General features: G+C 66.1%; 16 protein-coding genes. 3 read left to right on the top strand and 13 right to left on the bottom strand.

Going from position 1 to position 20,203, the window contains the following annotated elements; translation table 11 throughout:
* Window positions 1-29: 29 nt before the first annotated feature.
* The 4 genes from J2Y55_RS01850 to J2Y55_RS01835 are packed head-to-tail and all read right to left on the bottom strand — an operon-like array spanning window position 30 to window position 5,837.
* Window positions 30-1,103 (bottom strand): ABC transporter substrate-binding protein, encoded by a 1,074-nt coding sequence (locus J2Y55_RS01850; RefSeq protein ID WP_310147063.1) that lies wholly within the window; start codon window positions 1,101-1,103, stop codon window positions 30-32.
* 41 nt (window positions 1,104-1,144) lie between these two features.
* On the bottom strand, window positions 1,145-2,074 hold the full coding sequence (gene dapA / locus J2Y55_RS01845; RefSeq protein ID WP_310147061.1) for a 4-hydroxy-tetrahydrodipicolinate synthase: 930 nt from the start codon (window positions 2,072-2,074) through the stop codon (window positions 1,145-1,147).
* A complete protein-coding gene (locus J2Y55_RS01840; RefSeq protein WP_310147059.1) occupies window positions 2,071-3,810 on the bottom strand; it encodes a hydantoinase B/oxoprolinase family protein in 1,740 nt (579 codons plus the stop codon). The genes dapA and J2Y55_RS01840 overlap by 4 nt, the downstream gene beginning before the upstream one ends.
* Window positions 3,807-5,837, bottom strand: coding sequence for a hydantoinase/oxoprolinase family protein (locus tag J2Y55_RS01835; RefSeq protein ID WP_310147057.1), 2,031 nt, complete (start codon window positions 5,835-5,837; stop codon window positions 3,807-3,809). The genes J2Y55_RS01840 and J2Y55_RS01835 overlap by 4 nt, the downstream gene beginning before the upstream one ends.
* A gap of 102 nt (window positions 5,838-5,939) precedes the next feature.
* Here J2Y55_RS01835 and J2Y55_RS01830 point away from each other — a divergent pair, with 102 nt between their 5' ends.
* Both J2Y55_RS01830 and J2Y55_RS01825 read left to right on the top strand, forming a co-directional pair.
* Window positions 5,940-6,662: a GntR family transcriptional regulator gene (locus J2Y55_RS01830; RefSeq protein ID WP_310147055.1), complete on the top strand. Its 723-nt coding sequence runs from the start codon at window positions 5,940-5,942 to the stop codon at window positions 6,660-6,662.
* 122 nt (window positions 6,663-6,784) lie between these two features.
* On the top strand, window positions 6,785-7,816 hold the full coding sequence (locus J2Y55_RS01825) for a DUF2891 domain-containing protein (RefSeq protein WP_310147052.1): 1,032 nt from the start codon (window positions 6,785-6,787) through the stop codon (window positions 7,814-7,816).
* 15 nt (window positions 7,817-7,831) lie between these two features.
* Here J2Y55_RS01825 and J2Y55_RS01820 read toward each other — a convergent pair whose 3' ends face one another.
* The 6 genes from J2Y55_RS01820 to J2Y55_RS01795 all read right to left on the bottom strand — a co-directional run bounded on the left by J2Y55_RS01820 (window position 7,832) and on the right by J2Y55_RS01795 (window position 14,522).
* Window positions 7,832-8,596, bottom strand: a complete 765-nt coding sequence (locus J2Y55_RS01820; RefSeq protein WP_310147051.1) for an SDR family NAD(P)-dependent oxidoreductase — start codon at window positions 8,594-8,596, stop codon at window positions 7,832-7,834.
* Between the two features lie 49 nt (window positions 8,597-8,645).
* Window positions 8,646-9,533 (bottom strand): carbohydrate ABC transporter permease, encoded by an 888-nt coding sequence (locus J2Y55_RS01815; RefSeq protein WP_310147049.1) that lies wholly within the window; start codon window positions 9,531-9,533, stop codon window positions 8,646-8,648.
* A gap of 1 nt (window position 9,534) precedes the next feature.
* Window positions 9,535-10,530 carry a carbohydrate ABC transporter permease gene (locus J2Y55_RS01810; protein ID WP_310147048.1) on the bottom strand — a complete coding sequence of 332 codons (996 nt, stop codon included), beginning with the start codon at window positions 10,528-10,530 and terminating at the stop codon, window positions 9,535-9,537.
* A 7-nt stretch (window positions 10,531-10,537) separates the two neighbouring features.
* Window positions 10,538-11,776: an ABC transporter substrate-binding protein gene (locus tag J2Y55_RS01805; protein ID WP_310147045.1), complete on the bottom strand. Its 1,239-nt coding sequence runs from the start codon at window positions 11,774-11,776 to the stop codon at window positions 10,538-10,540.
* 148 nt (window positions 11,777-11,924) lie between these two features.
* Complete coding sequence (locus J2Y55_RS01800; RefSeq protein ID WP_310147043.1) at window positions 11,925-13,331, bottom strand: class II fructose-bisphosphate aldolase; 1,407 nt, start codon at window positions 13,329-13,331, stop codon at window positions 11,925-11,927.
* A gap of 285 nt (window positions 13,332-13,616) precedes the next feature.
* Entirely contained in the window at window positions 13,617-14,522 is a 906-nt protein-coding gene (locus J2Y55_RS01795) for a PfkB family carbohydrate kinase (protein WP_310147041.1), read from the bottom strand.
* 299 nt (window positions 14,523-14,821) lie between these two features.
* Between J2Y55_RS01795 and J2Y55_RS01790 the strand changes: the two genes are divergently transcribed.
* Window positions 14,822-15,607: a DeoR/GlpR family DNA-binding transcription regulator gene (locus J2Y55_RS01790; RefSeq protein WP_310147039.1), complete on the top strand. Its 786-nt coding sequence runs from the start codon at window positions 14,822-14,824 to the stop codon at window positions 15,605-15,607.
* Window positions 15,608-15,875: 268 nt separating this feature from the next.
* On the opposite strand, the gene J2Y55_RS01785 is transcribed toward J2Y55_RS01790, so the two are convergent.
* From J2Y55_RS01785 to acnA, 3 genes are read right to left on the bottom strand one after another with little or no spacing between them, the layout of a single operon-like run.
* On the bottom strand, window positions 15,876-16,658 hold the full coding sequence (locus J2Y55_RS01785) for an MBL fold metallo-hydrolase (RefSeq protein ID WP_310147037.1): 783 nt from the start codon (window positions 16,656-16,658) through the stop codon (window positions 15,876-15,878).
* 13 nt (window positions 16,659-16,671) lie between these two features.
* The gene (locus tag J2Y55_RS01780; protein WP_310147036.1) at window positions 16,672-17,544 is read right to left on the bottom strand and encodes an amidohydrolase family protein; all 873 of its coding nucleotides are present in this window, start codon (window positions 17,542-17,544) and stop codon (window positions 16,672-16,674) included.
* Window positions 17,541-20,201, bottom strand: coding sequence for an aconitate hydratase AcnA (gene acnA, locus J2Y55_RS01775; protein WP_310147033.1), 2,661 nt, complete (start codon window positions 20,199-20,201; stop codon window positions 17,541-17,543). The genes J2Y55_RS01780 and acnA overlap by 4 nt, the downstream gene beginning before the upstream one ends.
* Between the last annotated feature and the right edge of the window lie 2 nt (window positions 20,202-20,203).

Genomic DNA, 20,203 nt, shown 5'->3' with positions numbered 1-20,203 from the left:
GTCCGGTCACGTTGTACGATATCGGGGGCTCAGCTGAGCACCCACTCCTTGAAGCGGCGGCTGAGCTTGTCGAAATTGGCCGACCACCACATTTCGTCCATGATCAGGTTCTGCTCCGACTCCATGTTCGGCAGCCATTTGCGCGTCTCGGCCGACAGCATCGGCAGCGCCTTCTTGCTGACCGGCGTGTTGCCCAGGAGCTCCATGGTGGCCGCCTGCCGCGCCGGCTGCAGCGCATAGGAGACGAACTTCATGGCGTTCTCCTTGTTCGGCGCGTTCTTCAGGACGGCGAGGTATTCCAGCCCGTTCAGCGTCTGCGCAAAGGAGAAGGCCATTCCCGCCCCGGTCGCGCCGGTCGTCTTGACGCGCGAGGCGTAGGAGTAGCTGAAATCGACCTCGTTGGTCTGCAGCAGCGTGATCGTCTGCGGCGTGGAATCGACCCATTTGGCGACGCTGGGCTTGATCCGGTCGAGCGCCTTGAAAGCGCGCTCGACATCGAGCGGATACAGCTTGGAGGGCGGCACGCCGTCGGCCAGCAGCGCAGCCTCCAGCGTCTCGCTCGGCCGGTTGCGGAAGGTACGCCGGCCAGGAAAGGTCTTGGTGTCGAAATACTCGGCGAAGTTCCTGGGATATTTGCCCTCGGCATGGCGCTTGGGATCATAGGCTATGCCGCCGGCGAAGGTGTAGAACGGCACGAGATCCTTCGTCGCCGGGACCGACAGGTCCGACGCATCGAACAGCGAGGGGCTGAGCGGCTCCCAATAGCCTTCCTTCGAGCCGCCGGTGCCCATCGCGCCCGGGGCGTCGAAGACGTCCCATTCGACATTGCCGGTCGTAACCTGCGCCTTCACCTTGGCGAGGTCGGGCGTGTCGATCACCGTGACGTTGATGCCCGTCTCGGCCATGAACGGCTTGATCAGCCCCTCCTCGACCGAGCTGCGATAGGTCCCGCCCCAGGTGACGAAGACGAGGTTCTTCGACTGCGCCTGCGCGCGGCCGTTCCGCAGCACGAAGGGTGCAGCGATGCCGAGAGCGGCGCCACCGGTCAGCAGGCGGCGGCGCGACGGGCGGATCAGGCCAGACTTGGTTTCATATTCCGACATGGTAGTCCCCTCTTTGTTGCGTTCGCCGTCGAGGACGAACGTCAGGCTGCGTCAGACTTCAAAGCTGCGAAGGCCCTCTCGCGCTCCAGCGTTGCCGGAATGGCTTCCGCAAGCAGGCGGCGGGTCTCGTCGCTGACCGGCAGGAGCGGTGGCAGCACCTCGCCGGACGGAAAGCCGAACATCGTCAGCGCCGCCTTGATCGGCCCCGGATTATGCTCGCGATAGAGCGTGTTGATCGTCGGCATGATCTCGGCATGGAGCGTCTTGGCCTCATCCACGCGTCCGCTCGACGCCAGCCGGTACAGCTGCGCCCAGATCCGCGGGAACAGGCAGGAGGTCGCCAGGAGACCACCGCGCGCGCCCATCGCGATATGCAGCGGAAAGACGTTCTCCTCGCCGGTCAGGATCGAGATTTCGGCGCCGGCGAGTTCCATGGCGCGGAGTTGAACTGCGAGATCCTGGTTGCAGGCCTTCATCGCGACGATGCGCGTCTGCCGCGCCAGCGCATCGACCGTCTCCGGTTTCAGCGCAATGCCCGTCCGGTACGGGATTTCATAGAGCATGAGGTCGGTATCGACCGCATCCGACAGCTTCTTGAAGTAGTCGACGATCCCCTCCTGGGTCGGCCGCGCATAATAAGGCGTCACCACGAGGAGCGCGTTGGCGCCGGCGGCCGCGAATTCGCGGCAGGTCGCGATCGTCTCGCCATAGCCTGCCGAGAGCACGCCCGGGATGACCGGCACGCGGCCACCCACCGCTTCGAGCGTGGCGTCGAGCATCTGGCGGCGCTGCCTGGGCGTCAGCGAGACATATTCGCCGGTTCCGCCAACCGGGGCGAGACCATCGGCGCCCTCAGCGACGAGATGCTCGGCGAGCTTGTGCACGGCCGCGCCATCGACGTCGCCGGAGGCGGTGAGCGGCGTCGGCGTCGCCGTGATGATGCCGTGATAAGCCTTGGCCGCCGCCTTCATGATGTGATCTCCATATCGGCGGACTGCGGCGACCCCGTCGCCGCGCCGTCCTGCTCCTGGTGTTGCGTGCCATAATGCCGCGCGACGAAGGCGGGCGAGCATTTGCCCGAGACCGTATCCTCGGTGATCGCAGCCGCCGCGCGCTCCGAAGCCGGGCCATAGCCGCCCGCACCCGGCGTCTCGACCGAGACCGACGCATCCGGCGCAAGCTTCATCCCGGTGAGCTTGCTGGCAAGCGGCGCCTCCGACCCATCCGCCCGATGCAAACGGAACCGGCCGGGACGACCAGGTTCGCCGCCGAAGACGCCCGGCGGCGCATGACGGAACCGCTCGCCAACACCGGAGAATTCGCAGACATGCCCGACAGGGCGAACGACGCGCCTGAGGCCGAGGCCGCCGCGATGGGTTCCCGCGCCGCCGGAATCGGGCACCAGCGCGTATTCCTCGACACGCAGCGGATACTCCATCTCGATCGCCTCGACCGGGAGGTTCGAGGTGTTCGTGATGTGGACCTGCACACCGTCCTTGCCGTCGCGGTCGTTGCGGCCGCCCATGCCGCCGCCAAGGGTTTCGAGATAGACATAGGGCTGGCCCGTCACTGGGTCGGCGCCGGAGAAAACCATGCTGGTGTTGGCGCCATTGGCGCAGCCAATCGCGCGCTCCGGCAGTACGCCCGACAAGGCGCCGAGCACGACATCGATGACGCGCTGGCAGGTATTGGCCCGCAGCGCGACTGCGGCAGGCGCGACGCAGTTCACGATGGTGCCGGCCGACGCGACGATATCGAAGGCCTGGATCACGCCCTCATTATTGGGCATCGACGGATCGAGCAGCGCCTTCAGCGCGTAGCAGACCGAGGATCTCACCGCGTTCAGCGTCAGGTTGATATTGCCCGCGACCTGCGGCGAGGACCCGGTGAAGTCGAACAGCGCATCGCCGCCGCGCTTGCGCAGGGTCAGGGCGATCAGCACGTCGGACTGGCCGACGCCGTCGTCGTCCATCACGTCCGACCACGACCAGTCGCCATCCGGCAGCGCCGCGATCGCGGCGCGCATCCGGCCGCGGCTGCGTTCGATGATCTCGTCGAAGGTGCCACGCACGAGCGCGACGCCATAGCGGCCACAGAGGTCGCCCATGCGCTCGACGCCAAGCCGGCAGGCCGCGATCTGCGCGTTCAGGTCGCCCTTGCGCTCCGTCGGCAGGCGCATGTTGAGCAGCAGCAGGTCGAGGATATCGCGAACCGGCTCGCCTTCGCGATAGAGGCGCACGACCGGAATCCGCAAGCCTTCCTGGTAGATCTCGGTCAGGCCGCCGGACATCGAACCGCGCGCCGCTCCGCCGACATCGGCGTGGTGGGCGATGTTGCAGACGAACGCCAAAAGCTTGCCGTCGACAAAGACCGGGGCGGCGAGGTTGATGTCGGGCAGATGCGTGCCGCCGGCGACATGGGGATCGTTCCCAACGAAGATGTCGCCGGGATGGATATCCCCGGCGAAACGCTCCTGCAGGATCGCGACCAGCCCGCTCATCGAGGCAAGATGGATCGGCAGCGCGTTCTCGGCCTGGACGACGAGCCGGCCGGAGGCGTCGAGGACCGCGACGGAATGATCGTGGCGCTCCTTGATATTTGTCGAGAAGGCCGAGCGCTGGATCGTCAGGAAGCACTCATCCGTGGTCGAGCGCAGGCCGTTCCAGACGATCTCTAGGGTGATCGGATCGAGCTTGGCGGCCGTCACGGCTTAAACTCCATGATGATGTTGCGGGCCTCATCGACCTCGGCCGACCAGCGCGGCGGCACCACCGTGGTCGAGTCGAACTGCGTGATGATCGCCGGCCCGGCGAGGCGCGCGCCGGGTTCGAGCGTCGAGCGATGGACGACCACCGCCTCGACCGGGGCGGAGGGGTCGAACCAGGCGCTGACCGTCGCCCGCTCCAGCGCGGTTCCGGCCGTCTTCAGGCGAGGAGCCGCCCTGCCCTCCCCAGCGAGGCGCGCTTTCATCCGGACATTCACGATCTCGATGGCGGCAGCCGGATCGCAATGCCCGTATTTCGCCTGATGCGCGGCGAGGAAGCGCTGGCGCAGCAGCGCGACCGGTGGCAGGCGATCGCTCTCGTCGAGCGGCACGGAGAGTTCGTAATTCTGGCCGACATAGCGCATGTCGAGCGTGGTGGAGAGAGACAGGCGGCCGACTGCAGCACTCGCGGCATGCCAGGCCCGGGCCTGCACGTCCAATCGCCCGACCGCCTCCGCCACGGAGGAGAGCTCTCCATCGAGCCCGACACGGCTGGTCGCGACGAAGCTCTCCTGAACATCCGACATGGCGACACCCTCGGCGCAAAGAATGCCCGGCGAGAGCGGCACCAGGATCCTGCGGATCGAGAGCTCCTCGGCCACATCCGCCGCGTGGAGGCCGCCTGCCCCGCCGAACGGCATCAGCGTGAAATTGCGTGGATCATAACCTCTTTCGACCGAGATCGCCCGGATCGCGCGCACCATGTTCGAGACGCAGATGCGCACGATGCCGAGCGCTGTCTCCTGCAGCCCAAGCCCCAGCGTCTCGGCCAGCGGCGCGATGACGCGCTCGGATGCCACCTGGTCGAGCGTCATGCCACCGCCGACCAGCGTCTGCGGCAAGCGCCCGAGCAAGGTGTTGGCATCTGAGACCGTCGGCAGCGTGCCGCCGCGGCCATAGCAGGCGGGGCCCGGCACCGCGCCTGCGCTGGCTGGCCCGACCTTGAGCAGGCCGTCAGGGCCGACATGGGCGATCGAGCCGCCGCCGGCGCCGACCGTGTTGATGTCGATCGAGGGCAGGCGCACCGGGAATTCGGCGATGTCGCGGCCATAGGTCATGGCGGCCGCGCCGTTCTCGATCAGGCAGACATCCGTGCTCGTCCCGCCGATATCGAGCGTGATCAGATCCGCCTCGCCAGAACGCGCCGCCACCGCCACCGCGCCGACGACGCCGGCGGCGGGACCTGAGAGCGCGGTGCGGATGGGCAATTCGCCGGCCCGCTCGATCGCCATCAGCCCGCCGGCGGATTGGCTGATGCCGATCGTGGCGTTGCCGGCCCGGCTTTCAAGCGCCTCTGCGAGCCGCGCCATGTAGCGCGACACCTTGGGTTGGAGATAGGCGTTGAGCACCGTCGTCGAGAAGCGCTCATACTCACGGAACTCCGGCTGCACCTCGCAGGAGAGTGAAATGTGCAGATCCGGCATCCGAGCCCGCAGCGCCCGGCCGATCCTGCGCTCATGCTCGGGGTTCAGGAACGAGAACAGCAGGCAGACGGCGCAGCAATCGGCACCGGAGGCGGCAACCGCATCCACCACCGCCTCGATCTCAGCCTCATCGAGCACTGTTACGACCTCGCCGCGCGAGCCGATCCGCTCACGGACCTCGAAGCGCAATTGCCGCGGCACGACGGGCGCCGGCGCATCCGCCTTGAGGTCATAAATCTTCGGCCTGACCTGCCGCCCGATCTCGATCAGGTCGCGGAAACCGGCCGTCGTGACCATCGCGACCTTGCCGCCGCTGCGCTCGATCAGCGCATTGGTCGCGACCGTGGTGCCATGGGCAAAACGCGACACGTCCTCGGCGGCGAGCCCACAACGCTCACCCAAGGCAGCGAGCCCGGCCAGAATGGCACGCGAGGGGTCGTCAGGCGTCGAGGGCAGCTTGTGAACGAAGACGTCGAGGGTCGACGCGTTCAGCAGATAGAAGTCGGTGAAAGTGCCCCCGACATCGACGCCGACCGTCCAACTCATTGCCGCTCCCCCAGTTGGATATTGAAATTATCCAACTTGGACACATTGTCAATTCAAGCTGTGTCTGTTTATTCGACAGGGCGTGAGAAGCAGGAGACAGCGATGAGCTTGGCGGTTGGTTCCGAGACGGCCGTTCGCAACGGCGACCGCGTCTATGACGATCTGCGGCAGCGCATCCTGTCGCTCGAACTCGTGCCTGGAGCGGTCTTCGACGAGGCGCGCATCGTCGGCGAGCTCGGCATTTCGCGCACGCCGGTGCGCGAGGCGGTGATCCGCCTCGTCTCGGAAGGCCTGCTGCGCCGGGACGGCCGCCAGATCCGCGTTTCATCCTTCGAGGTCAGCCAGCTACGCCCCTTCTTCGAGGCCAACAGGCTGTTGTCGCGCACGCTGCATCGCCTGGCGGCGATCCGCCGGACCCCGGCGCAGCTCGAACGGATTCGCGCGGAAATGCTGGCCTTCGAGGAAAGTCTCGCAAGCGGCGGCGACGCGATCATGAACGAGGCCAATTACCGCTTCCACAAGGAGATTGCGGAGGCGGCCGATTCCTCATTCCTGGAGCGGACCTATTCCGACATCCAGCTCGAGGCGATGCGCCTGTCCCGCCAATGCTTCGACATGGGCGACAACACGGCCGATCAGTTCCAGGCCCACATCACCCAGATCGTCACCGACCATCGCGAGATCTTCCGCGCCATCGAGCAGCGCAACCCCGACGACGCCGACGCGCTCGCCTCGCGGCACTCCGACCTGTTCCGCGACCGCGTCGCCCGCCAGCTCCTCGGCCCTCCCAGCGAAGCGAGTCTGGTCAACCTTGCCGAGGCCTAGATCGTTTTCGAGCGAAGTGGACACCGGTTCGCGGGAAGAAAACGCGTTAAAACAAAGCGCTGGAGCTGTTGAACGATCCAATTGGATCGGAAACCGCTCCAGCCTCGCCAAGGAGACACAACATGCCGACAGAACCCCGTGAGCTGACCGCCGAGATCGCCGAACGCTTCGCCCGGATCGCGCTTGGCCATGTCGGGCGCGAATATCCCAACAAGCCCGACCATGTCCTCGCCGGGCCGCAGGATGCGCGCACGCCGCGCGAGCTCCACCCCGTCTTCTACGGCAGCTTTGACTGGCACTCCTGCGTCCACAGCTACTGGCTGCTCGCCCGGGTGCTGCGACGCTTTCCGGACACGCCTGTGGCCATCGAGATCACCGCGCTGTTCGACGCACAGTTCACCGCGGAGAAGATCGCCGCCGAATGCGACTATCTCGCCCAGCCGACGGCGCGCGGTTTCAAGCGCCCCTATGGCTGGGCCTGGCTGCTGAAGCTCGCAGCCGAGCTCTCCGCTCTGCCGCACCAGGACTGGCCCGTCAGGCTCGCCCCGCTCGCCGAGGCTTTCGCCCAGCGCTTCCGCGACTTCCTGCCGCTCGCGACCTATCCGGTCCGGGTCGGCACGCATTTCAACACCGCCTTCGGCCTGAGGATGGCGGCCGATTATGCGCAGGCGACGCAGGACACCGCGCTCTCCGCGCTGCTGCGCGAGACCGGCCTGCGCTGGTATGGCGAGGACACCGACTGCCCGGCCTGGGGCGAGCCGAGCGGCGACGATTTCCAGTCCTCGGCGCTGATCGAGGCCGAATGCATGCGCCGCCTGCTGCCGCCGGAGGCGTTCCTGCCCTGGCTCGCGCGTTTCCTGCCGCGCATAGAGAACAACCAGCCCCGGACCCTGTTCGAGCCTGCCTCCGTCAGCGACCGCAGCGACGGTAAGATCGCCCATCTCGACGGTCTCAATCTCAGCCGGGCCTGGTGCTGGCGCTCGCTGGCGGCCAGTTTGCCTGCCGACGACCCACGCCGCCCGGTGGCGCTGGAGGCGGCGCAACGCCATCTCGCGGCCGGGCTGCCGCATATCGCCGGCGACTATATGGGCGAGCACTGGCTCGCGACCTTCGCCTTGCTCGCACTCGAGGCTGGCGAAGCGCCTGCCATTTGAGCCGGCGCAAGCAGGCTACGGCATCAATTGGCCGCCATTGACCTCCAGCACCTGGCCGGTGACGTAGCCGCTGAGCTCCCCCGAGGCCAGGAAGAGAAAGGCTCCGACGCAATCATCCGATGTGCCGACGCGGCCCATCGGCACCGTTCGGCGCATCGCCTCGATCTGCTCGGCATTCGAATAGCGTTCGTGGAAGGGCGTATCGATCACACCCGGCGCCACGGCGTTGACGCGGATCCTGGACGGCACGAGCTCGCGGGCCATGCCCTTGGTGAAGGCGCTGACGAAGCCTTTCGAGGCGCCGTAGAGAATGGCGCCTCCGCCGCCGCCATTGCGGGCGGCGATCGAGGTCACATTGATGATCGAGCTGCCGCCATCGCTGGGCATCAATGGCGCGATCTCGCGGGTCATGGAGAAGACGGACCAGCAGTTGAGGCGCATCACCTTGTCGTAATGCTCATCGTCCATTTCGGTCGTCACGACCCGGCCGAGCATGCCGCCGGCGTTGTTGATGAGAACGTCGATGCGGCCGAAATGCGCCATCGTCCGGGCGGCCAGCGCTTTGACGTCCTCCTGCTTCGTCACATCGCCATGCACGGCCAGGCCGTCACCGCCCTCGCGCTTGATCGCGTCGAGCACGGCCATCGCCGCGTCGCGGCTGGCATTGTAATGCACGACGACCTTGGCGCCGTGCCGGGCAAAGCCCTTGGCGGCCGCCGCGCCGATGCCCGTGCTCGCGCCCGTGACGAGAACGACCTTGCCTTCCAGGTCGGAGATCATGCTGTGCTCCTCGATCGGTGGAAATGGCGGGTAGCGCGGACCGCAAGTGTCACGAGGTCAGCGCGCCCGCGGTCATGCCCTGCACCATGAAACGCTGCAGGAAGATGAAGGCGATGACGAGCGGCAGGCTCGCCAGGACCGAGAACGCCATCATCGTGTTCCACTCCGTGACGAACTCGGCCATCAGGCTGTAGATCGCCATGGTCAGCACCCGGTGTTCCCAGGATTCGATCAGCACGACCGCGAAGAGGAACTCGTTCCAGGCGAGCAGGAAGGTGTAGAGGCCAGCCCCGATGAAGGCCGGATAGGACATCGGGATCAGCGTGCGGAAGATCGCCCCCAGCCGCGAGCAGCCATCGACCATGGCCGCCTCCTCGATGTCGCGGGGAATGTTGAGGAAGTAGCTGCGCAGCATCAGGATGCAGAAGGGCAGCGTGAAGGTGAGATAGACGATCACCAATGAGGTACGCGTGTCGTACAGCCCCAGCGTGATGAAGATCCGGAAATAGGGGATGCAGAGCAGCACGAGCGGAAACATCTGCGTCGTGATCAGGAACATCAGCACGGCGCGCTGGCCGATGAACTTGAAGCGGGCGAGCGCATAGGCCGCCATGGCGCCGAGCACGAGCGACAGCCCGGTCACCATCAGCGAGACCACCATGGTGTTGAAGAAGACGACGAGGAACTTCTTGTTGGAGAAGATCTTCGCATAGCCCTCCAGGGTGAAGACCTGCGGGATCCAGTCCGGCGGCATCTTCATCACCTCGATGTTGGGGCGCACCGACACCGTGACCATCCAGGCCAGCGGGAAGAAGATCACGACGATGGCGAGGATCAGCAGCCCATAGGCGAGCGCGTTAAGCAGCCGCTCGCGATTCCGCTGGCCGAGATGATAGGGCGAGACCGTTTGTGGCAGCATTGCCGTGCGTGTGCGCATGTCAATTCACATTGCTCATTGTCCGGCGCACATAGATGGCGCTGACGGTGAAAAGGACGACGAACATCACCACGGCCTCCGCCGAGGCGTAGCCGAAGCGCAGCTTCTGGAAGCCGTCGAAATAGATCGCGCTGGCGAGCACTTCCGACGCATGCGCCGGGCCGCCGCCGGTCATCACGAAGACCGGATCGAAGGCGCGGAAACTCCAGATCGAGTCGAGCAGGACGATCGTGGTGATCACCCCGCGCAGCTGCGGCAGCGTGATGTGCCAGAACTGGCGCGGCAAAGACGCACCGTCGATCTCGGCTGCCTCATAGAGCTGTTTCGGCACGGCTTGCAGGCCAGCCAGCAGCATCACCATGAAGAAGGGGAAGGCGCGCCAGACATTCATCGCCGTGACCGAGCCCAGCGCGGTCGAGGGATCGCCGAGCCAGGAGACCGAGGCGTTGGCATCGATCACGCCGACCGAGACGAGAAGCCCGTTGAAGACGCCGAAAGGCGCCAGCATCAAGACCCAGATCATGCCGGCGACCGTTGGCGCCAAGAGCCAGGGCACGATCAGCAATCCGCGCGCGATTGCGCGGAAGCTGTCGTTGATCTGCATGTTGAGCAGGAGCGCCAGCGCCAGGCCGATGGCGAGGTGGAACACCACGCTGAACAACGTGAAGATCACGGTCTGGCCGAAGGACCGCCAGAACAGCGGGTCTTGCAGCAAGGCGGCGTAGTTCCCGAAGCCGACCCAGGTCTCGCGCTGCAGGTTGCTGTCGTGGAAGCTCAATCGGATGACGTCGACGAGCGGGTAGATCAGTAGCGCGACCAGGATGAGCAAAGCCGGCCACAGGAACGAATAGGCCAGGATCTCCTCACGATATCGCCGCCTGAGCGAGAGCATCGTCCACCAACCGATGCGGGACCGGCCGCCTGTCCGGGACAGGCCGGCCGATTTGTGAGCTGTGACCAGGCGCGACGGCGGCGCGCCCGTGTGCAGGACTGTCACCTCGCACCTACTTGGCCGAGGCCAGGATCTTGGTCCACTCGGCCGCCGCGTCATCGAGCGCCTGCTTGGCGGACTTCTTGCCCTGCACGACGTTCTGCACCTCCGTCGTCATGATCTTGTTCATCTGGACGGCGTTGGGCATGACGAGGAATGGCGACTCGGCATTGGAGCGGCCCATCTGGGTGACGAAGGCCTGGAACTCCTTGCGCTCCTTGAACCAGTCCTGATTGGCGACATCGGTCCGGGCCGGGAAGGCGCCGGTGCCCTTGGCCCACATCTCGATGCCTCTGGGACCCGACATCCAGCGAATGAAGGCCCAGGCGGCCTCCTTGTCCTGCGCCTGGCTCGACAGCGTGTTGAGCGAACCCCGGACCATGGTGCCAGCCGCCTTGCCGGCCGGCAGCGGCGCGATCTCATAGTTCAGCTTGGGGTTGAGCTGCTTCTGGATCGCGATGCCCCAGGGCCCCTCGAGCATCATCGCGACATTGCCCGAGGCGAAATTGGCGCGCTTCTCCTTCTCGCCATTGCTGAGCACGCCGGGGACGGAGATCTTGTCCTTGTTGATGCGCTCGACATACCACTCGATCGCGGCCACGCCCTCGGGGCTGTTGAAGACGGCCTTGTTCGTGGTCGCGTCGATGAGCTTCGCACCCGCCTGGAGCATGAGCGGATAGATCTCATAGGTCATGTTCGTCGGCGGCTCGCCCTGGAGCGTGCCGGTGATGGCGAACTGGCGCTTGTCGGGATTGGTGAGCTTGCGCGCCATCTCCGCAAACTCGTCCCAGGTCTTGGGAGGGCCGGAAAGACCGGCCGCCTTGAACAGATCGGTGTTCCAGAACAGCGCGACGGCGCCGCTCTCGACGGGCAGGTAGAACTGCTTGCCGCGCCAGGCCTGGTGGAAGGTCTTCGGGATGTTCTCCCAGAACTCCTTGGGCTCCTTCGCGATCCGCTCGTCGAGCGCATCGATCATGCCGAGATCGGCGAATTCCGCCACCCAATCGACCTGGACCATCAGCACGTCGGGCAGCTTCTTGGCCTGATGCTGGACGATGGCCCGGTCATGGAAGCCGGTGAAGGGTGCATCGACCGGCACGAGCTTGATGCCGGGATTGTCCTTCTCGAAGGCGGCCTTGAGTTCGGACATGAATTTCTCGCCGACCTCGGTGCCCTTCCACTGCCCCCAGCGGACTTCCTTCTGCTGAGCCTGGGACGAGGTGGGCAAGGTGAGCAGGGAAGCGAGTGTCATTGCCGCGAGCGCCAGCAATGATGACCTACGGTGCAGGTGCATAAGCGTCCTCCTCGTATTTTGTTGGTCGTTTCCTCGGTGTTTTCTTTGAAGCTGGCGGCTTCGCTTTTTGCGGCCGCTCTTGTCGTCGTCGCTATCGCTCTGCCTTTTACTCCGCGGCGATCCTGTCGAGCGTGTCGGGCAAGGGCGGCGCGATCTTGGTCAGGCTGGTGTTGTCGCGGACGAGTTGCGAGGTGTCGCCGACATTCATCCAGGTGAACATGTCGCGGAACATGCCCTGCAGCGACGCCATGACCTCCTCGCCGACGGGCTCCGGCAAGGCCCAGAACCGCGCCTTCATCACCTTCCAGGCCTTCTTGCGCGTGTTGTAGAGGAATTGCAGGTCGTTCTCGCCCTGCTGCCGTTCATTGGCGTGATGGGCGAAAGTGTAATCCCGGATCTCCCCGGCAATCGCCTTCGGCAGTTTCGGATGGTCGAAGATGAGGTTGGTGAAGCCCAGCGCGAGATGGATCTCGATGGCGCCGGTGCCCGGGAATTTCGCGAGTTGGTGGCCGGGCAGCGTCGAGGCGCCATGCTGCACGGCCCCGCCCATGCCGAATTCCGCGCGGCAGATATCCGAGATCGTCTTCAGCAGCGCGTAATCGACGTTGACATCGGCGAGCTTGCCGTCCGGCTGCATCTTGCCGCCGTGATAGGTGCCGGAGTTGATGCTGATCTTGCTGACGGGCGCAAGCGCCTTGCCCCGCGCCGCGAGCTCCTCGCGATAGACCGCCATGAATTCATGCAGTTCCTCGGGCGTGGTGTTCTCGTGGCCGACCTCGCCGATTTCGGCGCCGAGCGAAATGGTGACGCCCTTGGGTTCGATGCCGCGCACGAATTGCGTGAAATGCGCGGTCAGCTCCGCGTTCAGGCGCTGCTGCTCCCGCACCGTCGGCAGCGAAAGGTCGACGACGGTCGAGGCGTCGATGTCGATGCTGTAGAAGCCGGCGGCGACCTGCTCGCGCATGACCCCTTCCAGCCTGCGGATCTCCGCCGCGCTATCCCGGAGATAGGCGCCGGCATTGACCTGGTCATGGTCGGCCTGGAGGAAGACCGGGCCCTGATGCCCCTCACGCAGGGCCGCGGCCAGCACGCCTGCGGTATATTCCGCCGGTGGCTGGGCGGCGTAGATCGCCTCCCCCACCGCCTGCTCGAAAATGAACAGCTTGGCATCCATCTCCCGGGCGGCACGAAACACGGCGCGGCAGGTATGGTAGGTCCAGCCGCGAAGGTTCATCGCCGGGACGGTCTTGCCCTCCCACTTGCCCGCAGCACGCGCGAGGTAGAGCTCCTGCACCGAAGCCGGCACGATGCCTGCCGCCAGCGCCGCCTGCCGTATCGCCCAGACCGCAAAGGCGCGCGCCTCGGGCTCGGCCAGCGCCGCCGTCTCCGCCCAGCGATCGATCATCGCCGCAGGCGGCCGCAGCGCTTTCGAGAAATCGGGCGAGGCGGCGGACAGATCGACCTTGAGGGTCCTGAGATCGTCGGCGAGTTCGGCGAGCGAAGAGCAGCCCATGAGTGACACCTTCTCGGATTATCTTCGAAATCGAAAATTCTGGTGCGAAACCCCGTTGCAGTGACGCCTGGCCGAACAAGAGCAGATGCCCTCTCGCTCAGCCTGACCGACGCCCGGAATGGCGAATGCCCTTCCCTCTCAGCTCTGTCGTGCCCTCGGCACGCGATTCAGCGCTCATCGCCGGCATAGAGCTGGTCACCTCCCGACATCACGCTCCTTTTGTTTTCGCGCCTCCATGATGCATTTCAATTTCGATATCGCAACTATTGTTTTCGTTTTCGACGATCATGCCGCCACCTCGGCCGCCATGAGGCAAGCAACCGCAGCCCGATCCGCCATGCCATTCCAGCCGCGCGCGCGTTCGCCCTTCAAAGCCGCCGCGGCCGTCGCGAAGCGGGCAGCCTCCAGAGGAGGCATGCCCTCGCCGAGCCCGAGCGCATAGGCGCCATGGAAGACATCGCCGCATCCGGTCGTATCGGCGACGACGACTTTGAAGGACGGCACGCAGACGATCTCTCCATCCAGCAGCCACAGGCTGCCGGCCGCACCGCGCGTCACGGCAAAGACCTTGCCGGGCTCGCTTGCGCAGCGGCGCAACAATTCGTCGGGGGCGCCTTCACCGGCGAAATCCCGCAAGCCTTCGCTCGAGAACACGACATGGTCGGCCTTGGCGACGAGGCGCTCATTATCCGCCGGCGTGCCGCCATCGGCATCGAGGACCGTCGGGATGCCGGCCGCTCGCGCGCGGTCGAGCACGATTTCGGCGCCCGCCGGCCAGCGGCTGTCGACCAGCACCACGGCGACGTCATCGAGCGGATCGACCGGCAATATGGCCGGATCGGGCGGCAGGCTGCGCCGATCCGAGACGATGCTGCGCTCGCCACGGCCATCGACGAGCACAATGGCGCGCAAGGTGCGGCAGTCCCGGATCATCGCCACGCCGGCGCAATCGACGCCATGCCCGCTCATGATGCTGATGGCCGCCTCGCCCGCCGCATCTGCGCCGACCCGGCCCCAATAGGAGGCGACGCCGCCAAGATTGCAGATCGCCACGGCGGCGGTCGCAGCCGGCCCGCCGAAGCGCGATTGGTAGTCAAGGACGCCGGTCTTGATGCCGGACGAGGGCAAGGCGTCGACCTGGAAGACCTCGTCATGAACGAGATTACCGACGCAGACGATCCTGCGCTTCATGGCAGGCTCGGCTGGCAGCGGACCGCGACACTTTCCGGGCCAATTGCCGCCACGCGCGGCAGCCTGCCGTTGCGCTGTATGCCAATACGGGCCGGCGCCGGAGCGGCCAGCTTGCACCGATCTTCAGGCATGTTTCTTCCCGTGGCGTTTCTTGTCGGCGGCTCCTAGCCTTCCGGCCGGGCCGCCTTGTCGTGTCGCATCGGCATTTGCCTTTGCGGCCAACAATGATGCACCAACACTTCTCTTTCGCAATGGTAATTTTCGAAAACGCGCATTGCGCCAATCGAAGGGCTGGCTATATGGCTACCTTCGGAATGGACCAGCTCAGCAAGCGCCACCGCGAAATCCTCGATACGCTCGGTCGGCGCGGCTATCTCGCGATCGAGGAGCTGGTTGCTGCCTTCAACGTCACGCCGCAGACCTTGCGCCGCGATCTTCAGGACCTCGCCGACCGAGGCCTGCTCAGGCGCCATCACGGCGGCGCCAGCGCCAATGTCAGCACCGCCAATGCCGATTATGGTTTGCGCCATGTCGAGACGGCCGACGGCAAGGCCGCGATCGGCCGCGTCGCGGCCAAGCTGGTGACGCCAGGAAGCTCGCTGTTCCTGACGCCGGGTACGACCGTGGACGCGCTCGCCAAGGCGATCGTGGAGCTGGCGCCGAGCGGTTTGCGCGTCGTCACCAACAGCATCGCCGCCGCCGCGATCCTCGAGCAATGCCCCGGGATTTCGATCCAGGTCACCGGCGGCATCTGGATGCGCCACAATCGGGCCCTGGGCGGGACGCCGGCGGTCGAGTTCGTCGAGAACTACCGCTGCGATCTCCACCTCACCAGCATCGGCGCCATCGACATGGAGGGAAACCTGCTGGAATATCGGGACGAAGAGGTGGTGGTGGCGCGAGCCATGTTCCGCAATGCGCGGCGCAAGGTGCTGTTGGCCGACCACACCAAGTTCGGCCGCGTCGCCACATCCCGCCTCGCCCATCTCAGCGAGGTCAGCACCCTGATCACCGACCGCAAGCCGAATGAGCAGATTTCGGCGATGATCCGGCGCGCGGGCTGCGAACTCGTGGTGACCGGCTAAAGCGCTGGTGGAGCAGCGCACGGGCCAAGACGTGAATGCTCGGGACAAGCCCGAGCATGAAGGAAAGGGCGCGGGGAACCCCTCTCCTGTAAGGAGAGGGGCAGGGGTGAGGTGTCGGCCCCTGGACCAGTCGAGCGCGACCTTTGAGCGACGCAGCGGTCAGGGCACGCCAAAGCGTCAAGCGGCCGACCCCTCACCCTGCCCTCTCCCTCCGGGAGAGGGTTCCCCGCGCTCATCACGGCAAGAGAAACGCCTCCGCCGTCAGCCTCTACACCCCCGCAGTGAGATCGATCTCGGACTGGCTCGCCATGTCCTTGCCGAACCAGGCCCGGATCGAGGCCGCGCGCTTGCCGAGATAGCGCGGCTTGTCGTCGTCGAGGATCATCGGCAGGTCGTGGCCGGGCACGACCACGGTGCCGGGCCGCTCGCGCCAGCGCGACCAGATCATCTCGATCGTCGCTTTGCTCACCGCCGGATCATAGGTCATGTCAGTGTCGCGCGAGATCAATTCGGCGCGGTTCTTGGCGGCGTCGCCGGTGAAGATCACGTCCCTCTCCGGGCTGCGCAGATGATAGATCAGGCATCCCGGTGTATGGCCGGGCGCGATATGGGCCGTCATTGCGGGGAAGACCTCTGCCCCGTCCTGAACCCTCTCGCATGTCGGCCAGTCCGAGAGCGTCCGCATATAGAGCTCAGGCACCGGCGTCTCGCCCCAGGGCTCGCCCAGCGCCCAGGCCAGTTCGACCGCCCCGACCACGATGCGGGCGCCCCGGAACAGCGTCCAGTTCACGGAATGGTCGTAGTGGGAATGCGTCAGCAGCAGGTCGGTGACGTCGGACGGCTTCAGGCCCTGCCGGCCAAGCTGCTCGATCAGCAATTTGCGCATGCCGAAATTGCCCGCATCCACCAATGCGACGCGCCCGGCGGCCCTGAGAAGCACGACCGAACTCCAGCCCAAGCCGCCATGGCAGACCGATTTGCCGGGATAGCCGCAGACCAGGATGCGCAACGGCCCGTCGGCCAGCTCCGATGGGGTCTCGAACATCGTCATGCCATCGCTCCTGTCAGAAGCCGTAAAGCGCCGCGGGATTGTCGACGAGAATGGCATGACGCCGGGCCGGATCCGAAATGGCTTCCGTCAGGCAGGACAAGGCATCGGCATCGTCCATCGTCTCGAATGGCTCGATCTCGGTCGCGGCCCGCCCCACGCCGCGCCCGCCACCCGTATGCGGCCAGTCGGACCCCCAGACCAGCGCCTCCAGGTTCTCGGCCGACAAAGCCTTGATGAAGGGGATGGCGCGAGCAAGACGCCCCCGCCCCGCAAGCCGCTGGATCGCCGAGATCTTGATCGTCGCCTTGCCCGACCCCGCCAGGCGAAGGACAGCTGAGAAGCCGGGCTGTGCGGGACCGAGCGCCAGATCGGGCAGCCCGAAATGGTCTATCACCACGCGCGTCTCCAGCTCTATCAGGCGCGCCGCCAGGGCATCAATGACGTCAAGGCGGGCCAGGATCTGGACATGCCAGCCAAGCCGGGCGACCTGTTGCGCCTGCCCATGGATCAGCCGCCAGGCTTCCTCGGGATCATCCATCCCATGGGTTGCGATGTTGACGCGCACGCCCCGGACACCTTGCGCATGGAGACGATCGAGCTCGTCGCGCGGCGTGCCGAGGCCGATGACCGCCACGCCTCGCGCTGTGCTGCCGAGATGGTCGAGCCCGGCGAGCATCCGCCGATTATCGGTTCCGTAGGGGCTGGGCTGCACCAGGACCACGCGGGAGATGCCGAGCCGCGCATGCAGCGCGCGGAGCTCGCCCTCGTCGGCATCGCCGGGCGTGTAGACGCGTTCGGAAGCGAACGGGTATCGCCCGGCCGGGCCGAAGAGATGGACATGACAGTCGCAGCTGCCTTGCGGCAAGGGCTCGAGCGCTATCGTCATGCGGCACCTTTGCGTGCGTCGTCCGTTTGGGCGAGCAGGTCTTGTTGGTCGAGCAAGCCGCTCAGCACATGCGGGATGATGCCGCCGGCCTTGAGCAACTCGACTTCGAGCGACGTCTCGATGGCGGCCGTGAGCGCAAGCGTCTCGATGCCGCCCTCCTCCCGCAGGATCGAAACCACGACCTCGCAGCGGGGCGAAAGCCTGTCGAAATCCCAGTCGAGCTGGAAGCGATCGCCAGTTGCGATACCAAGCGCGGAGGGGTGAAGGCCCGCAGGCAGCAGCAGCGGCAGGATGCCCATGCCGATCAGGTTGGAGCGATGGATCCGCTCGATGCTCGCAGCGATGATCGCACGGACGCCAAGCAAGGCGGCGGCCTTGGCCGCCCAGTCGCGCGAGGAGCCCATGCCATAGCGCTCGCCCGCGACGACGACGAGCGGCACGCCCTCCAACCGGTAGCGCTCGGCCGCATCAGTCAGGCTGACGATCTCGCCTGACGGCATGTGGCGCGTCAGCCCGGCCGGCGCTGCCGGCAGGAGCTGGTTCACCACTAGGCGGTTGCTGAAGGCGCCGCGCAGCATGACCTCGAAATTGCCCCGCCGCGAGGCGAAGACATTCAGGTTCCCCGGATCCCCGCCTGCCGCGACGATGTAGCGGCCGGCCGGGCTGTCGCCGCGGATCTGGTTCGCCGGCGAAATATGATCGGTCGTGATGTCGTCGCCCAAGACGAGCAGCGGCCGCGCTGGCCCCCGGGGCGGTGATGCCCCGGAAGCGCGCACGAAGGGTGGGCGGCGCAGATAGGTCGAACGCTTGTCCCATGGGAAGCGCGGCCCCGTCGGCGCCTGTAGGTCGAGCCAGAGCGGCCGGACCGCCGCCTCGCCATAGGCGGCGTCGTAGTCGCGCCGGTCAGCGCCCAAAGCGAGCGCCGCGTCGATTTCCGCGCCGCTCGGCCAGAGCGCGGACAGGCGAATCTCCGCTCCCTCCGACGTCACGCCGACAGGGTCTTGCATGATGTCGATATTGACCGTGCCCGCCAGCGCGAAGGCGACGACGAGCGGGGGCGAGGCCAGGAAGCCGTATTCCAGATCGGGATGCACGCGGCCGGGGAAGTTGCGATTGCCGGACAGGACCGCGACCGGGCGGAAATCCTTGGCGCTCAAGGCCTGCTGGACCTGGGGAAGCAACGCGCCGGAATTGCCGATGCAGGTCGTGCAGCCATAGCCGACGATGCCGAAGCCCATAGCCTCGAGATCGGCCATGAGACCGGCGCGTCGCAACATCCTCTCGGCGGTCGGCGAACCCGGCGCCAGCGAGGTCTTGACCCAGGCCGGCGTCTTCAGCCCCAGCGCCCTCGCCTTGCGGGCGAGCAAGCCGGCGGCGACGATCAAACGCGGATCGGAGGTGTTGGTGCAGCTCGTGATCGCGGCGATCACCACGGCCCCATCAGGAAGCTGCACCGTGGAGGCAGGTTCGAGCGCAGGCATGAACGCGGCCGCGGTCGCGCCTGCGGGAAGACGGTCCTGCGGGCGCCGCGGCCCCGCGACGCTGGGTTCGATCCGGTCGAGCGCGATATCGAGACCACGGGTGAAATCGGGCTCCGCATCAGGGTCGAACCAGAGATCCGCCGCCCTCGCGAAGCCGCGAATGAGGTTCAGCTCGGCCTCGCCCCTGCCGACGCCGCGAAGATAGCTGCAGCTCGCCTCGTCGATCGGGAAATAGCCGGTCGAAGCGCCATATTCCGGCGCCATATTGGCAACGGCAGCCCGCTCGCCGACGGCCAAGGTCGAGACGCCGGGACCGAAGAACTCGACGAAGGAGCCGGAGACTCCGAGCTTGCGCAGGCGTTCCGTCACCGTCAAAGCGAGATCGGTCGCTGTCACGCCCTCGCGCAATCGCCCGGTCAAGCGAACGCCGACGACTTCGGGGATCCTCAGGATCACCGGAACGCCGAAGAGTGCGCCCTCTGCCTCCAGCCCGCCGACGCCCCAGCCCAGGACGCCCAGCCCATTGACCATGGGCGTGTGGCTGTCGGTACCGAGCAGCGTATCGGGATAGGCCAGGAGCCCGTCCGCCTCCTGCGTTGTCACGACCAGCCTGGAAAGCCGTTCGAGGTTGATCGTGTGCATGATGCCGGAACCCGGGGGGTGTACATGGATCCTGGGCATCGCCGCCGAAGCCCATTTCATCAGGCGATAGCGCTCGGCGTTGCGCTCGAACTCCTTCTCCAGATTGAGCTGGAGCGCGTCGGGACGGGCGTGGAAATCGACGCCGGAGGAGTGGTCGGTCGAGACGTCCACCCCGATGCGCGGCATCAGCAAATCGGGATCGCGGCCATGCTCGGCCAGCACATCCCGCATCGCGGCGATATCGACCAGCGCCGGCCCGCAGGTCGTGTCATGCATCATCAATCGGTTCGGCAGGAACGGGATTTCGGCGACGCTGGTGCGCGCCGACAGCCAGGCTTTGAAGGCGGGAACGAGGTGCTGCGCCTCGCCGGCTGAATTCCTCAGCGCGTTCTCGAGCAGGATGCGCAGCACATGCGGCAGGCGCAGGAGATCGGCCCCCAGAGCATGCCGAAGATCGATGCAGGCGTAGGAACGCCCATCGACTTCGAAGCGACGACGCCGGGCTGCCCCCGAGGTTGATTGATCGGCTTGCATCA

The organism is Allobosea sp. BE125, from assembly GCF_031456075.1.
Lineage (GTDB): Bacteria > Pseudomonadota > Alphaproteobacteria > Rhizobiales > Beijerinckiaceae > Allobosea.
This window is presented reverse-complemented; position numbering and strand designations above follow the sequence as displayed.